This is a genomic window from Paenibacillus sp. NPDC058177, assembly GCF_042883835.1.
GTDB classification, from domain to species: Bacteria; Bacillota; Bacilli; order Paenibacillales; family Paenibacillaceae; genus Paenibacillus_AQ; species Paenibacillus_AQ agri.
In genome coordinates this window covers 407,988-422,925 of sequence record NZ_JBHVVB010000006.1, presented here as the reverse complement: position 1 = coordinate 422,925, position 14,938 = coordinate 407,988, and the positions used below count along the sequence as shown (strand labels likewise).

14 protein-coding genes and 1 pseudogene are annotated in these 14,938 nt (G+C 48.7%); 12 read left to right on the top strand and 3 right to left on the bottom strand.

The window, feature by feature from the left end:
- Nucleotides 1–93: 93 nt before the first annotated feature.
- A complete protein-coding gene (locus ACFVU8_RS23380; RefSeq protein WP_387430487.1) occupies nt 94–1,122 on the bottom strand; it encodes a sensor histidine kinase in 1,029 nt (342 codons plus the stop codon).
- The gene (locus tag ACFVU8_RS23375) at nt 1,119–1,808 is read right to left on the bottom strand and encodes a response regulator transcription factor (protein ID WP_387430485.1); all 690 of its coding nucleotides are present in this window, start codon (nt 1,806–1,808) and stop codon (nt 1,119–1,121) included. The genes ACFVU8_RS23380 and ACFVU8_RS23375 overlap by 4 nt, the downstream gene beginning before the upstream one ends.
- Nucleotides 1,809–2,096: 288 nt before the next feature.
- On the opposite strand from ACFVU8_RS23375, the gene ACFVU8_RS23370 reads away from it, so the two are divergent.
- The 10 genes and pseudogenes from ACFVU8_RS23370 to ACFVU8_RS23325 all read left to right on the top strand — a co-directional run bounded on the left by ACFVU8_RS23370 (nt 2,097) and on the right by ACFVU8_RS23325 (nt 12,435).
- Nucleotides 2,097–2,399: a hypothetical protein gene (locus ACFVU8_RS23370; RefSeq protein ID WP_066376085.1), complete on the top strand. Its 303-nt coding sequence runs from the start codon at nt 2,097–2,099 to the stop codon at nt 2,397–2,399.
- Between the two features lie 47 nt (nt 2,400–2,446).
- Complete coding sequence (locus tag ACFVU8_RS23365; protein WP_175369872.1) at nt 2,447–3,124, top strand: PspA/IM30 family protein; 678 nt, start codon at nt 2,447–2,449, stop codon at nt 3,122–3,124.
- Entirely contained in the window at nt 3,108–3,629 is a 522-nt protein-coding gene (locus tag ACFVU8_RS23360) for a PspC domain-containing protein (RefSeq protein WP_246316887.1), read from the top strand. Before ACFVU8_RS23365 ends, ACFVU8_RS23360 begins: the two co-directional genes overlap by 17 nt.
- A 2-nt stretch (nt 3,630–3,631) precedes the next feature.
- A complete protein-coding gene (locus ACFVU8_RS23355; RefSeq protein ID WP_066376094.1) occupies nt 3,632–4,333 on the top strand; it encodes a PspA/IM30 family protein in 702 nt (233 codons plus the stop codon).
- Between the two features lie 878 nt (nt 4,334–5,211).
- Nucleotides 5,212–5,859, top strand: coding sequence for a cell wall-active antibiotics response protein LiaF (gene liaF / locus ACFVU8_RS23350; RefSeq protein WP_066376095.1), 648 nt, complete (start codon nt 5,212–5,214; stop codon nt 5,857–5,859).
- A gap of 43 nt (nt 5,860–5,902) precedes the next feature.
- A pseudogene (locus tag ACFVU8_RS23345) lies at nt 5,903–6,975 on the top strand (sensor histidine kinase).
- On the top strand, nt 6,941–7,588 hold the full coding sequence (locus ACFVU8_RS23340; protein ID WP_175369894.1) for a response regulator: 648 nt from the start codon (nt 6,941–6,943) through the stop codon (nt 7,586–7,588). The pseudogene ACFVU8_RS23345 and the gene ACFVU8_RS23340 overlap by 35 nt, the downstream one beginning before the upstream one ends.
- Before the next feature lie 216 nt (nt 7,589–7,804).
- Complete coding sequence (locus ACFVU8_RS23335) at nt 7,805–8,653, top strand: YwmB family TATA-box binding protein (RefSeq protein WP_387430483.1); 849 nt, start codon at nt 7,805–7,807, stop codon at nt 8,651–8,653.
- A 204-nt stretch (nt 8,654–8,857) separates the two neighbouring features.
- Nucleotides 8,858–10,408, top strand: coding sequence for a glucose-6-phosphate dehydrogenase (gene zwf / locus ACFVU8_RS23330; RefSeq protein WP_387430481.1), 1,551 nt, complete (start codon nt 8,858–8,860; stop codon nt 10,406–10,408).
- Between the two features lie 440 nt (nt 10,409–10,848).
- The gene (locus ACFVU8_RS23325) at nt 10,849–12,435 is read left to right on the top strand and encodes a peptide chain release factor 3 (protein ID WP_379467825.1); all 1,587 of its coding nucleotides are present in this window, start codon (nt 10,849–10,851) and stop codon (nt 12,433–12,435) included.
- 122 nt (nt 12,436–12,557) lie between these two features.
- Here ACFVU8_RS23325 and sspI read toward each other — a convergent pair whose 3' ends face one another.
- On the bottom strand, nt 12,558–12,797 hold the full coding sequence (gene sspI / locus ACFVU8_RS23320; RefSeq protein WP_387430538.1) for a small acid-soluble spore protein SspI: 240 nt from the start codon (nt 12,795–12,797) through the stop codon (nt 12,558–12,560).
- A gap of 95 nt (nt 12,798–12,892) precedes the next feature.
- On the opposite strand from sspI, the gene ACFVU8_RS23315 reads away from it, so the two are divergent.
- Together ACFVU8_RS23315 and ACFVU8_RS23310 are read left to right on the top strand one after the other, a co-directional pair.
- A complete protein-coding gene (locus tag ACFVU8_RS23315; RefSeq protein ID WP_286155114.1) occupies nt 12,893–13,591 on the top strand; it encodes a potassium channel family protein in 699 nt (232 codons plus the stop codon).
- 448 nt (nt 13,592–14,039) lie between these two features.
- A complete protein-coding gene (locus ACFVU8_RS23310; protein WP_066376110.1) occupies nt 14,040–14,834 on the top strand; it encodes a TrmH family RNA methyltransferase in 795 nt (264 codons plus the stop codon).
- Nucleotides 14,835–14,938 lie beyond the last annotated feature (104 nt).

Below are 14,938 nucleotides of genomic sequence, written 5' to 3'. Positions count from 1 at the left end.
ATTCCTCCCAAGTTAAGTAAAGGTGTTCACTCTCTAGAGAGTAGCAAACAAATCTGACAGGACCGTGACTGGAATCTGTCGGTTCTGACACATTCACCTATGGGGAAGGAATATGGAGAACGTTGTGCCTTGGCCTGGAGTAGAACTCACCTTGATGTAGCCGCCCTGTGCGGAGATAATTTCCCTCGCTAAAAACAATCCGATCCCTACACCCTCTGCATCCCGGGCATTTTTACCACGGTAGAAGCGCTTAAAAATATGAGGTATATCCACAGGGTTGATGCCACTGCCTGTATCTGAAATCTTGATGACTGTGAACATCTCGTTGCTTTCGGCTGCCACGTGGATTTTCCCTTCCGGTGCTGTGTACTTTACGGCGTTCTCCAGCAGGTTGAATAGGGCTTCGCTGGTCCACTTCGTATCGTGGCGGGCTGCAATCCCGGAATCACAGTTAATGCTGATAGTGATCCTTTTACTTTCTGCATGATTAAACACTTGCGCTACCGCTGCGGTGATGGACGAAAGGATGCCATTAACTTCTGGATGAAGGGCAATCATGCCCGACTCCAGCCGGGACATTTTGATTAACGATTGAATAAGCCAATCCAGCTTGGCTGACTGTGTCTTGATTTGGCTGGCGAAATGCCGCGGCTCTGCAGCTAGTAGGGGCGTCTCCTCAAGAAGCTGGCTGTAGACCATAATGTTGGAGAGCGGGGTTTTGGTTTGATGAGAAATGTCAGAGAGCAACTCCTTGATGATGTTCTTCTCGGCAGCCATATTCTGTTCGCTTGCTTTAGAGGTCTCTATGTATCGGATTAGTTTATGTTCCAGCGAAGATAAAGAAGTCTCTTCATATAGTGTTAGCTGGTCATGTCCATGAATGGCCCCGTCGACAATATCGTCCACCTTTTGGATGTGAGCAGTGAATTGATGCTTCAGGAACCACACCCAGGCAGCACCAAAGAGAATTATTAACACCATGAACAGAAAAGAGACATATAAGAGCTTAAGATTCATCCCATAGAACGAGAGAAGGATGCCTGTATAGACGGATACGATGATAATGAAGAGAACGAAGAAAAAGAGGTAGATCACTTTGCTCTGCAGCACGTATTTCTTCATCCTGGAGTCTGTCCTTTCATCCACATATAGCCCAGACCATAAACAGTTTTAATATAAAAAGGAGAGGAGGCATCGTCTTCAATCTTGCTCCGCAGTCGCTTAATCGCTACAGTCAGCGCGTTCTCGTCCACGAAGTCGGCGTCCTCGCTCCAGATTCTATTGATCAGCTGTTCCCTCGTCAAAATGTTCCCGGGGTTAGCGACCAGCACCTTCAGCAGCTTTTGCTCCGTTCTGCTCAGACTCAACGGCTGATTGTGCTTATAATATTGCAGCTTTCCAAAATCGAAGGATAGTGGACCCATTGTTATTTGTTCTTCATTGCCGGGGGCTGTTCTTCTCAGTACAGCAAGCACTCTGGCACGCAGGATCATTAAGCTGAACGGCTTGGTGATGTAATCGTCTCCCCCGAGCTCAAATCCGGTGACAATATCAGGCTCAAGATCATTGGCGGTTAAAAAGATAATCGGCACTTTGGATACCGTGCGAATGCTCTCGCAAAAGTCCAGCCCGCTTCCATCGGGCAGATTAATATCCAGAATAAGCAGATCAATACTGGCGGAAGCCATGATGGCTTCCGCTGTTGCTATATCATAAGCCTGTTTGATGATAAATCCGCTTCGGGAGAGCGTCAGCGCAATTCCCTTGTTCAGACTGAGGTCGTCCTCAACTATCAATAACGTTGTCATTTTTATTCCCCTTTGAGTGCCTGAGATTAATCCAATGGACAAGAAGTAGATGATTAATTATATCTTTCCATAATTTTCTTGTGAAGCTGTAAAATTGGCCTAAACCCGCATTTTTCCGCGTAAATGAGCGCACTTTTAAGCCTGTCCAGCCCTCTAACAGCCTGCAGTCCCATACCTTCCCCGACTAAGGTCCAGTACCAAAAACCGTCTCCGGTCTGTTTTGAAAGAACGCAGATTGCCCTAGAATAAGAGCATAAGGTTAAGGAGAACGAAAGGCGGTGAGAAAAAATGCAAAGAAGACAAGGAAACGGGCTGGCGATTGTACTGATCGTAATTGGTGCCCTCATGCTGATGGGAATTGCGCTTCCTCTGATTCACGGGATATTCAGATTATTGTTCCCGGTATTGCTGGTTGTTCTCGGGTACTACGGAATCAAGAGAGGTCACAAGCTTATTGGTTGGGTAGTATTGTTCGTCGGTGTCATGTCCCTGATCGCGAAGCTTTCCTGGATCATTGGACCGCTTCTGGGAATCGCTTTGGTAGTCTGGGGCATCTCGGTATTGAAGGGAAAGAGATCTGGTACCTACTAATAAATAAATTTACTTAATGAATATAAGCAGGGAGGGAGCAGGAAATCATGAGTGTTTTTCGCCGCATGAGAGATATCACTGTAGCTAACTTAAATGAACGTCTGGAGCAAAGCCAGGATCCCGTGAAGCTGATCGATCAATTTCTACATTCAACCCGGGAGGAAATCAGCGAAGCGGAAAGACTTTACCAGCAATATGCCTCGCACACGAAGCAACTGCAGAATCAGGTAAATCAGGCGACTGGCATGAGAGACAAACGTGAGGAACAAGCACTTCTGGCACTCAAAGCCGGTGAGGACCACCTCGCGAAGCTCGCTTTGCAGGAAAAGATCATTCACGAAGAAAAGCTGGAGCAATACAGCGGACTTTTGGAGCAAAGCAAGGAATCCCTGTATGAGCTTGAAGCGCAGCTGAATGAATTGAAACTGGAATATCAGACCGTATATAGCAAACGTCAATATTACTCCGCAAGGATGGAGTCACTGCGCTTGCAGCAACGGATGAATCAAAGAGCCAGTGCTTATGGCAATGGCGGTGATGTTCCCAAGATGTTCGGACGTCTGGATGACCGGTTGAATGATTGGGAGCTGGAAGCTAAAAGCCTGCGTGATCTCCGGCGCATGGGTCAGGAATATGCAGTGCAAGCCGGTGAGACGGTAGCCACTGTGCTCGAAAGGGAAATGGCCCGCTTAAAGGAGAAGCTGAACAATGACGGAAAGGAGTAGTACTATGACCCGATTGTATCGTTCAAGAAGAGACAAAGTCGTAACCGGGCTAGCCGGCGGTTTATCGGAAACCATAGGTATTGACTCCACTTTATTCCGAATTCTGCTGCTGATCAGCATTCCGTTCACAGGCGGAACGGTCATTCCGGTATATATCATCGCTGCACTGATCATTCCGAAAGAGCATTACCAGAGTCCATTCGGTCCTGGTGGCCCATTCGGAGGTCCATACGGCGGACCACACTCCGGCAGACCGGAACATGGCCCGCACGGACATGGAGGATATGGTGGTCATGGAGGCCAAGGTGGAAATGGCGGGAACGGCGGATACGGCCACTACGGAAGTCAGTCGAGCTACAACCCTAATTTTGAAAAAAACCAAGCGTATTCTGCTCCAGACTCCGGCCTGGATGCCATGATGAAGGATATTGAGAAGAAAGCCCTGCAAAAAGAAGTGGAAGAGCTTAAACAAAAACTGTCTAAATATGAGAAGGGAGAAGTGTAATCATGGGAGTATTTCAAAGAATTAAGGATATGACTAAGGCGTCGGTAAACGACTTGTTGGATAAGGTAGAGGACCCAATCGTAATGCTCAATCAATACCTGCGCGATATGGAGGCTGAGATTCACGAAGCGGAAGTAACGGTTGCCAAACAAATGGCCAATGAGCGCCGCATGAAACAACGTGTAGAGGAAGCCGCTAAAATGTCCGCACAACGCGGAGCCCAAGCTGAACTGGCGCTGAAGAACGGCCAAGAGGAAGTGGCCCGCAAGCTGTTGGAAGAAAAAATCTACTTCGATCAAAAAGAAGCCGAGTACAGCCAGCTTCACGGTCAAGCTGAAGTTCAAGCCAAAGATCTTGTACGTCAGCTGCATGACATGAAGGATGAGTTCTACAAGCTGCGTAACAAACGCAATGAACTGGTATCCCGTGCCCAAATGGCTAAAGCCAAGAAGCAAATGTCGCAAATCAGCAGTGTGCATTCCATTGAGAGCGGCAGCGCATCCCTTGGATTCCACCGCATGGAAGAGAAGATCATGCAGCTCGAAGCGGAAGCGGATGTCCTGCGTGCACCATACAGCCCATCTACAGCCTACAGTCCGGTTGATGCTGAGAAGCAACTGAAGGTTGAAGAACAACTCGCCGCACTTAAAAACAAGCTGAATGGCCCATCCTCGGCGCCTTCCATCAGCAAAAAAGAAGATTAAAGCCTGTTCCCCAAATATAGGCTGATATGATATGCTGAACTAGGAAAAGCCATACGGTATGGAGTCCCCATACCGGTATGGCTTTTGTAGCGGTTATCCGCTTACAGAAATTTGGTTACTGGCAGAAGGCTTTGCAGGCTTTAATTCCCGATGCAATTAGAATTATTTTGCAGCTAGGCGGGCGGATCAGGGGATGCGGGAAGTACAGCGGATGTTGGTCTAGCTACTTTAGAGGGAGAACACTACTATTAGCAATAATGAGCTGTGCTTCGCAAATCCAATTATTATTTATCGGTTAACGTGAATTCAAGATTAGATATAAGATTTAGATAATGAATCGTACGATTTTGGCATGGTATTTGTAATTAAGAGCATTTTTGTACCTTATATTCCTCGTTGTCGGGGGAAATGAGCAAATAAGAGCATTTTTGTACCTTATTTTCTGGAAAATCCGCTGTAACCGGTAAATCAGAAAAATTAACGTACAAAATTGCCCTTAATCTATGCTGATCCTCAGTTACAGCCAATTTAAGGTACAAAAATGCCTTTATTTACACTTTGGAGATGCTCTGGAGGAATCTTTTTATTCAATTAGTTTTGCTTCGCAAAACTTAAGTCTATGCTTACGAAGCTATATAAGTTGAACTAAAGAAAGAAACGAAAAGGGGAGAAGGAGTGGAGGGGAAGATTGGAACTGTAGGAGCGCTAGCGATCGCCTTTGTCTCCGGATTTCAACCGCTACAAGCGGTTAAATAGAAGAAATCTGGAGACAACAGCGACCGGAAGGCCAAGCTTCACCGGAACGACGCCGATCCTTATGTTAATATCTTAAGTTCAATATATAGTTTTGCTACGCAAAACTTTTAGGAGGTGCAAAAATGGATAAGCGGAGCCGTTTGATTGCCATAGGTCTCATCGGCGTTGGCTGTATAATGATATTTGGCAGATGGATTGGCTTTTTCTCCATTGTGGCCCTCCTGTTCCTGCTGCTGGGTATTTACCGCACGACGACAGGCAAAGTGAAGCAAGGTTATACCTTGCTTGGCATCGGCGCGGTCATGCTGCTACTGGATCATCTGGTGTTGGTGCTCGGCATATGTCTGATCTCGCTGGTCATCTTTTTTAGAAAATCCAAGAAGCTCCAGCACCAGACAAGGTTTATGCAGAAGCAAAACTTTTCCTCCAGATTTGAATGGGATCGTGTGCCTTGGGTGATGCAGAGTCTTAGTGCCTGGCATGTGCTGGGAGAGGCGGATCTGGATCTTTCTCTTGCTATGGCGGATGACCGGGAGACGATCATGCTCTTTCACGGGATTTTCGGCGATATTGACCTTCATCTGTCAGAAGGCTATGGGGTGGAGATTGAGGCCTTTGTCCTGTTCGGATCGATAGACCTTGGCCTTCAGCGGGATACGGGCATGCTCAACCGGCTGAACTGGAAATCACCCAATTATGAGACCAGCGAACATAAAGTGAAATTTAACGTATCCTATTTAATAGGGGATTTGGATATCAGATTGTCTTGATCATAAGGAAGGGGGCCCCCGGGTGGGAAAGAAGAACACGAATATGATTTCGCGCAGCATGGGTGAGGGGGCTCTGTTCTCCCTTGTCATGCTGCTCGTTATTCTGTATATCATGTATACATATGGTTATTTGAAGCCGTTCGAGAATTGGACGGTTGGGGTACGAACGGCGATTACGATGGTTCTGCTCCCTGTAGGTTTCGGTATGGGCTTCGGGTTCTATCAAGGTTTTCGCGTGAAGCGTAAGCTTGAGCGCCTTCGGGAGACCTTGGTCCTGTGGGAAAAAGGCAACCTGACGCTGTCCATGCCGCAACTTGGCGACGATGAACTCGGCAGGCTCGGTGAACAGCTGAGCCGGATCAGCGTCAAATGGGAAAATCAGGTGAACACCCTCCAGCGGCTGTCCACCAACAATGCGCAGCTTGCTGAGCAGGCGCGTGTCTCAGCGATTATCGAGGAGCGGCAGCGGCTTGCACGGGAGCTGCATGATGCGGTTTCGCAGCAGCTTTTTGCCATCTCTATGACGGCTACTGCGGTGGGGCGTACGCTTGAGAAGGATTTTGACAAAGCTCAGCGTCAGATTGCCTTGATCGAAGAGATGTCGGCAGTGGCCCAGTCGGAAATGCGGGCTTTGCTGCTGCACTTAAGGCCAGTATATCTGGAGGGCAAGGGATTGGAGCAGGGCCTGCGGGAGCTAGTCCGTGAGCTGCAAGAGAAAATGCCCATCGAGATTGTGTTCGAGATGGACCCTGATGTGCATCTGATGAAGGGGATCGAGAACCATTTGTTCCGCATTGTGCAGGAAGCCATCTCCAACACGCTAAGGCATGCCAAAGCTTCCAAGATGGAGATTCGATTACACCGCCGCGGAGATACGGTGCGGTTAACGCTGCGAGATGATGGTGTGGGCTTTGAGTTGGATGAGAACAAGCAGACCTCTTATGGTCTGTCGAATATGCAGGAGCGTATTATAGAGACTGGAGGTTCCATTCAGTTCATCACCGCGCCGGGCAAAGGAACACGCATTGAGATTACTGTACCGGTAGTCAATGAATAGGAGGGAAGGGTAGCAATGGAGGAAATGGAGACATCCATCAAGGTACTGCTAGTCGATGATCATGAGATGGTCCGGATCGGATTGGCTGCGGTCCTGGGTACCGAAGACGGTATTGAAGTAGTTGGAGAAGCAGGGAGCGGGGAGGAAGGCATACGCCTTGCCCATGAATACAATCCCGATGTTGTGTTGATGGATCTTGTTATGGACGGTATGGACGGTATTGAAACGACGAGGCAGTTGATGAAGACATTTCCCGATTGTAAAGTCATTGTACTCACCAGCTATTTGGATGATGAAAAAATGTACCCTGTAATCGAGGCAGGAGCCTTCAGCTATCTGCTCAAAACCTCACGGGCGACTGAAGTCGCGGATGCTATCCGCGCTGCGGCCCGGGGACAGTCTGTATTGGAATCCCAGGTGGCTTCCAAGATGATGAATCGCTTCCGCAACGATGCGAAAGTAGAAGCACCGGCGTATAAAGAGCTGACGGAACGTGAGATGGAAGTGCTACGTCTGCTGGCTCAGGGTAAATCCAATCAGGATATCGCCGACCAGCTTATTATTGGAATCAAGACTGTGAAATTCCATGTGACGAATATTCTCGCCAAGCTGGATGTGGAGGACCGCACCCAGGCGGCCATTTATGCATATAAAAACGGACTTGCGGAGTAATCCGCAGGTTTTTTTTATTGCAGGTGAATCAATTTCATAAATCCATAAGTGAGCGTCTCATCATCGATATCAAGTTGTACATGGTTTAGGTATGACTTGATATTGTACCTATTCGGATTGAAATCCGAATTATGAAATGGATTCAGGTTTAAAATCTCTCATCCCCGGCCATCCTGTTTAGTAGATTGCTAGACCGGATGGAGAGGAAGATGGACGATGGGGAACGGGAACAAGGGAGCAGGGAAAGCGACACTGTTGGTGCTATGTTTGAGTCTTGCGGCGATCCTGGTGGCAGGATTCATTAATGAAGCGGAGGCTCAACCGCTTAAGGAAGTGGCCTCAGTACGCGCTGCTGTTGAAGGCGCTGATGTGACAGACATTGGCGGAGTTAGCGGCATGGAAGAGTCTCTTTCTCTATTATCATTGCTAGGCCAGCAGGCTACACAACCTGGCACCCCTATTCGTCTTGTTCTGAAATGGCAAGGTGAGTACAGTGAGGGGGATGACGTCCGTGCCGCAGGTCCTCTTACTGCTGTGGAGTTGGCCGAAGACCTTGGGCTAACCATTCCTACTGCTGTTGAAGAACATGGACATCTGATCTACCGTGCTACGTCCTCGCTGACAGAGGATACTTCGATTTCGCTCTTCTGGAGTGAGCTGGGTGAGGGCCACAGCTATGTGATAGCCACTTTGGAGACAGCAGATTTGACTAAGGCAGGAGATTGGCAGAATAAAGCTATACAGGTGGGTAAACACATGCTGAAGAGTGGGATTGAAGCTGAATGGAATGCCTCCCTGCAAGGGACGGCCAAAGAGCAAGGGGAGCCTAAAGAGGCGTTAATAGTGACTGAAAAGAACTTTGCTACCCGGGTTGCGGGGCTGGCTGAAGCAGAGAGTTACGAAGACGAAGCTACCTACAGTCGTTCTTACAAGGTGCCAGGGTTGCAACGCTTTGTCGTCAGCGGCAATCACAACCTGGCGATGCAGGCGGCTGTCCATAGAGATGGTATCAACAATGAGAACAGAATAACCATCGGTTTTCCCCTGATTACGATAGAATATTAAGAACGACATCATATAAGTTGAATTATAGTCCATAATAAGAAAAGGTGATCGCTTTTGTCGATATCCCGAGGGTAATTGTCAGGAATGTGATAGCATCCTTTTTCGGAATATGATAAAATGGCATCACGCCGTTAAAGTGTTAATGCATGTATCCGGCGTTGAGAATGATTGTCAACTAAATTACATACAGAGAGATGAGGAGCCATGGCTGAAAATCAAACCCTTGATGCACTGCGTACACCCGGTGCTGTATTTTTTATCTTTGGGGCTACCGGAGACTTAGCCCGGCGTAAGCTGTTCCCGGCTATTTACAGTTTGTACCGTGAAGGCAAGCTGGCACATGATTTTGCGGTAATCGGCGTGGCGCGTCGTCCGCGTACTCAAGATGAATTCAGAGAAGACGTGAAAGAATCGATCGGTGAATTCTGCCGTTACCAGGCAGAAGACGAGAGCGAATGGAACGGCTTCGTCCAGCATTTTGAATACAAATCTCTGGACATCAATAATATTGACGGGTTCCGCGAGCTGAGTGCCCAGACAGAAGTGCTTGAAGGCAAGTTTGAAATTCCGGGCAACCGAATTTTCTATCTCGCGCTTGCACCTGAGCTGTTCGGCAGCGTGTCTAACAACTTGAAAACCGGCGGTATGCTGGATAGCAGAGGCTGGAATCGCCTTGTCATCGAGAAGCCGTTTGGATATGATCTGGAATCAGCAGAGCAACTTAATGAGCAGATTCGTCAGGTCTTCAAGGAAGAAGAGATCTACCGGATCGACCATTATCTCGGTAAGGAAATGGTGCAGAACATTGAAGTGATCCGTTTTGCGAATGCCTTTTTTGAACCACTTTGGAACAACAAGCATATTGCCAATATCCAGATCACACTCGGTGAGACCGTGGGTGTCGAAGAGCGCGGCGGATACTATGATCATGCCGGCGCTCTGCGGGATATGGGGCAGAATCACATATTGCAACTCCTGACCATGATCGCCATGGAGCCACCTAGCCGCTTGCTGGCTGAGGATATCCGTGACGAGAAGGTCAAGGTACTCCGTTCACTCCGTCCTTACGCTAACTCCGAAGAGGTACGTGAGAACGTTGTACGTGGCCAGTACACAGAAGGCTCGCATAAAGGTAAGACCCTGCCGGCATACCGTCAGGAAGATAAGGTAGATCCGGAGTCCAAGACGGAAACGTATTTCGCTGCCCGCGTATTCGTGGACAATTTCCGCTGGGCTGGAGTTCCGTTCTATATCCGTACAGGCAAACGCCTTCCGGTGAAGACGACGGAAGTGGTTGTAGAGTTCAAGGGCATGCCGACCAACGTCTATCTGGGTCAAAAGCATAAACTGGAACCAAACCTGCTCGTAATCCGTGTAAACCCGATGGAAGGCATCTATGTGAAGATCAATGCCAAGAAACCGGGCTCGGAATCCGAAATTCAGCCACTGGCAATGGATTTCTGCCAAAGCTGTATGGTGGGTATCAACTCACCGGAAGCTTATGAGCGTCTGCTACATGATGCAGCTCGCGGCGATTCCACTTACTTTACGCGCTGGGACGAAGTATCGTCGGCGTGGTCGTTCGTGGACCGTATCGCCAAGGCTTGGAAGGAAGAGTCCAGCGAACTGGCCTCCTACCCAGCAGGCTCATGGGGCCCTGTCGAAGCGGATCAACTGCTGGAACAGGAAGGCTTCCACTGGTGGCCGGTGAACGGCCAAGAAGAAGACAATGTAGTATGGCGGCTGAATAACTAAGTAACGAAGCTGCACATATGTGTATAAATCTCCCTGCGGAAGCTCGCAGGGAGATTTTTTGAAAATATAAGAATTTATATGTTTTACGCTATAAATTATCCTTATAATTCTCGCTGAAACGGATACCGTCCCTTAGAGGACGGCAGAGACGTTTCTATTTGAATAACAGGAGTAATCGCTTGGGTGCAAGACATCAGACGCATATTTTCACAAGAAACGGATACTTGTCCTTGTTCAAAGGTTAAAGTAGTCGTTTCTTTTTACAAAGAGGGCTTTTATGTAGATAATCTCTGCCCGATTTTGTTATACTTTAAAGGATGCTTGCATTTCATTAATTCTCCAAGTGAAGGGAAATGTAAAATGAGCAAATCACCGATTTGATGCAAACCTGGGGCAATTGAAAAAGCACCATGAATTTTATATATGAAGGGATATGTGCAATGAGTAAAGCTACGAATCAGGATCTGCAGAAGGAAGTGGATAAGCGCAGAACGTTTGCGATTATTTCCCACCCGGATGCCGGTAAAACGACTTTAACGGAGAAGCTGCTGTTGTTCGGCGGCGCGATCCGGCTGGCAGGAACGGTTAAAGCACGGAAGGCCAGCAAGCATGCGACAAGTGACTGGATGGAAATCGAGAAGCAGCGGGGGATTTCCGTTACTTCCTCTGTTATGCAATTTGATTATATGGATCATCGGGTGAACATTCTGGATACCCCTGGTCACCAGGATTTCAGTGAGGACACCTACCGTACCCTGACGGCAGCAGATAGCGCGGTCATGCTGATGGACGTGGCGAAGGGTGTGGAGGCACAGACGATCAAGCTGTTCCAAGTCTGTGCCAAACGTGGCATTCCGATCTTTACCTTCATCAATAAGCTGGACCGTGAAGGCCGCAGTCCGTTTGACCTTATGGAAGAGCTGGAGCAAGTGCTGGGTATCCGTTCTGTGCCGATGAACTGGCCGATCGGTTCCGGACGTGAGCTGTGCGGAGTATATGACCGGATGAAGAATCAGGTGGAGCTGTTCCAAGGCGATGATCACTCTGTGATCAAGGTGCAGAAGGTTGAGAGTTACCGTGATCCGATTATTCGCGAAATGGCCGGAGAATATTTGCATGATCAACTGTGCCAGGATCTGGAGCTGCTGGATATAGCGGGCGATGCTTTTGACTATGAGAAAGTATTGCGGGGAGAACTTACACCTGTATTCTTCGGTAGTGCGATCAACAATTTCGGGGTACAGACCTTCCTGGATAACTTCCTTGAGCTCGCACCAAAGCCGGAACCACGCCGTAGTAATGCGGGTACCGTCGATCCAACGAGCGAGAAGTTCACGGGTTATGTATTCAAAATTCAAGCCAATATGAACCCGGCTCACCGTGACCGGATTGCCTTCCTGCGTATTGTGTCCGGTAAGTTTGAGCGTGGCATGAGCGTGAAGCATGTGCGGGCAGGCAAGGATATCAAGTTGTCCCAGCCGCAGCAATTTTTAGCACAAGACCGTGATATTGTCGAAGAAGCCTATCCGGGCGATATCATTGGTTTGTTCGATCCCGGGATTTTCCGGATCGGGGATTCGCTCAGCCAAGCCGGTGATATTGAGTTCGATGAGCTGCCAACGTTCTCACCGGAGATTTTTGCCAAGGTAAGTATTAAGAATGCCCTTAAATCGAAGCAGTTCCAGAAGGGTGTCGACCAATTGACCGAAGAGGGCATGATTCAAGTGTTCCGTACGGTTAGCTTTGACGATATCATTCTGGGCGTAGTTGGACAACTGCAGTTCGAGGTGTTCGATTACCGTATGAAGGGTGAGTATGGCGTGGACGTACAGCTGCAGCGGATGACTTATCAGTTCGCTCGCTGGATCGTGGACGAGAATGAGCCGGACCCAAGTAAATTCCGGATTAACTCGACGCTGGTCAAAGACAAGAAGGGTAACTACGTGGTGTTGTTCGAGAATGAGTACGCGATGCGTACAGCTATGGAAAAGAATCCGACAGCGAAGTTCTTGGAGACCGCCCCTTAACTTTTAGCAAGAAACTGCATTTCCCATAATCATCTGCTGTGATATTGATGAAAAACCTCCGCGCTCAGGTTGCTGGCTAGCATCCTGATGTTGCGGAGGTTTTTGGCTGATGGCACTCCAGATCAGGAAGTGGTCAGAGATCCGGGAGTCATCGACTTGAGATTTTCGTGCAGCAGCTCGATGACCTTATCTTGCTTGGCAGCGTCGAGGTGCTTCCAAGTGATCTCGAACATCACACCGAGGCCGGGAAGCGCAGCTTCAGGACCGTCGATAGAACCTTCGATCATGTTGCGGAGATCACCTTCGGATTGTCCGTGCACTTTATGAATAACCGCCTGCCGCAAATCAAGTGTAATTGGCATCATACAACCTCCTTAATAATTGAGCAAAGGGTTACAGGATATAATGTACCCTGTCTGGGAGCTGAAAATTCAAGTTTTTAAGGCCTTATGCTATACTGTGGGGAGATGCAGACAGCAACGGGAGGTACATGGATATGGCCAAAAAACAATATGCCATCATCGGCATGGGGCGTTTCGGCTCAAGTGTAGCCAAGGCGCTTAGCGGCATGGGGTTTGATGTGCTGGCAATTGATGCGGACGAGCAGCGGACACAGGAAATATCGACCATCGTGACCCACGCGGTGACCGCGGATTCCACGGATGAAGAGGCGCTGCGGGCGCTTGGCATTCGTAATTTTGATGTGGTTGTGGTCGCGATCGGGGAGGATATCCAGTCCAGTATTTTGACCACACTGATCCTGAAGGATCTGGGGGTTCCGGCGATTCTGGTCAAAGCCAAAAGCGAGCTACACGGTAAGGTGCTGAGCAAAATTGGAGCGGACAAGGTTATCTATCCAGAGCGGGATATGGGGATGCGTGTGGCGCATCATCTGGCTTCCCCGAACATTCTGGATTATATTGAGCTGTCCCCGGATTACAGCATTCTGGATATGAAGGTGTCTGGGCCCATGCTGGGCAAAAACCTGCTGGAGCTCGACATCCGAGCAAAATATGGCTGTAACGTCATGGCAATCCGCAAGGGTGAGGAAATGAATATCTCTCCTCGTGCGGAGGATCGTTTGGCTGAAGGCGATATTCTTGTTATCGTTGGCCGGAAAGATAATTTGGCGAAGCTGGAAATGGCTTATTTGTAGAGGAGCTGGAGGCGTGGGGATCTTAGAACCTTTGGGGCTATTCCGAGGAAGGTTTGGATTTACGATCGCTGTTGTCTCCAGATTATATGATTAACCGCTCTTCGGTTGAAAGTTGGAATAACGGGAATATCTCCTGTTATTTTCATTAAATTATCTTCTATTCTAAAAATAACTGGAAAAACTCCTGCTAATCAACTTATTCTGCTCAATTAAGGGATGCAAGAGGCGGATTAACAGGATAAATTCCCGTTATTTATGATCAAAGCCTTGAAAGGGAAGAATTAACGGTAGATTTTCCCGTTATCACAGCCCTTTGGATTCTGGAGAAACGGTAGTGTTCGCCTCTAAAGCCCGATCTCAACCTCAAATTCTCTTACGATTAAAAATAGGGCTTAATAAGCGCCTACTACTGATTTTGCTGTTGATTCGAAAATGAAAGGAAGACCTTATGGAAATCATGTCTCCGCAAAATACGCGGGTAAAAGAATGGGCCGGGCTGCAGGAGAAAAAGCACCGTGACAAGGCTCATAAATATATCGTTGAGGGCGTTCATCTGGTACAGGAGGCACTTCTGGCGGAAGCTGATGTGGAGATTCTGGCTTTTGACCTCGACAAGGGAATGCCAGCCGAGCTGAAGGATCACCTTCAGGCTGTGCAGGGCATGGAGGTGGTCGGTGTATCGGCTGCGGTCATCGCCAAATGCAGCAGCACTAATACACCGCAGCCGGTGTTCGCCATCGTGCGGAAGGAACAGCACGGGGCGGAAGCTATCCTGTCTGTGAAGGATAGCTTCGTTGTGGTCCTTGACGGCGTCCAGGACCCTGGCAACGTCGGCACGATTATCCGCAGCGCCGATGCCGCCGGTGCGGATGGGGTGATACTCGGTCAAGGCTGCGCCGACCTGTACAATCCGAAGACCATCCGGTCTACGATGGGCTCGATGTTCCATCTCCCGATTATAGAGGGAGATCTCGCAGATATCCTGCCGCAAGCGCGCGAGCGGGGGGCGCTGCTGGTAAGCACTTCGCTGCAGGGCGAAGAATCGTGCTACAGTCACGATTTTCGCGGCAGCCAGTGGCTGCTGATCGGCAGCGAAGGCAAGGGTATATCGCCACAGACTGCGCAGCTTGTGGACAAGAGTATCATCATCCCGATGGCTGGCCGGGCTGAATCGCTAAATGCAGCGATGGCAGCCACGATTCTGCTGTTTGAGGGGATGCGGCAGCGGGGGAATAGACAATAATTCCTGTCCACTGTGAGTAACGGTTATACTTGAGACTGATTTGGTCGATAAATAAGACATTTTTGGGTATATGGTTGAGACAAATATTAAAACCAGTATTAGCA

Bases quoted from the DNA above. Each gene is read 5' to 3' on its own strand.
- ACFVU8_RS23365 (WP_175369872.1), top strand. From the start codon at position 2,447: ATGAGTGTTTTTCGCCGCATGAGAGATATCACTGTAGCTAACTTAAAT.
- ACFVU8_RS23370 (WP_066376085.1), top strand. From the start codon at position 2,097: ATGCAAAGAAGACAAGGAAACGGGCTGGCGATTGTACTGATCGTAATT.
- ACFVU8_RS23380 (WP_387430487.1), bottom strand. From the start codon at position 1,122: ATGAAGAAATACGTGCTGCAGAGCAAAGTGATCTACCTCTTTTTCTTC.
- ACFVU8_RS23375 (WP_387430485.1), bottom strand. From the start codon at position 1,808: ATGACAACGTTATTGATAGTTGAGGACGACCTCAGTCTGAACAAGGGA.
- ACFVU8_RS23335 (WP_387430483.1), top strand. From the start codon at position 7,805: ATGGGGAACGGGAACAAGGGAGCAGGGAAAGCGACACTGTTGGTGCTA.
- ACFVU8_RS23310 (WP_066376110.1), top strand. From the start codon at position 14,040: ATGGAAATCATGTCTCCGCAAAATACGCGGGTAAAAGAATGGGCCGGG.
- ACFVU8_RS23325 (WP_379467825.1), top strand. From the start codon at position 10,849: ATGAGTAAAGCTACGAATCAGGATCTGCAGAAGGAAGTGGATAAGCGC.
- ACFVU8_RS23360 (WP_246316887.1), top strand. From the start codon at position 3,108: ATGACGGAAAGGAGTAGTACTATGACCCGATTGTATCGTTCAAGAAGA.
- zwf (WP_387430481.1), top strand. From the start codon at position 8,858: ATGGCTGAAAATCAAACCCTTGATGCACTGCGTACACCCGGTGCTGTA.
- ACFVU8_RS23340 (WP_175369894.1), top strand. From the start codon at position 6,941: ATGGAGACATCCATCAAGGTACTGCTAGTCGATGATCATGAGATGGTC.
- liaF (WP_066376095.1), top strand. From the start codon at position 5,212: ATGGATAAGCGGAGCCGTTTGATTGCCATAGGTCTCATCGGCGTTGGC.
- sspI (WP_387430538.1), bottom strand. From the start codon at position 12,797: ATGCCAATTACACTTGATTTGCGGCAGGCGGTTATTCATAAAGTGCAC.
- ACFVU8_RS23355 (WP_066376094.1), top strand. From the start codon at position 3,632: ATGGGAGTATTTCAAAGAATTAAGGATATGACTAAGGCGTCGGTAAAC.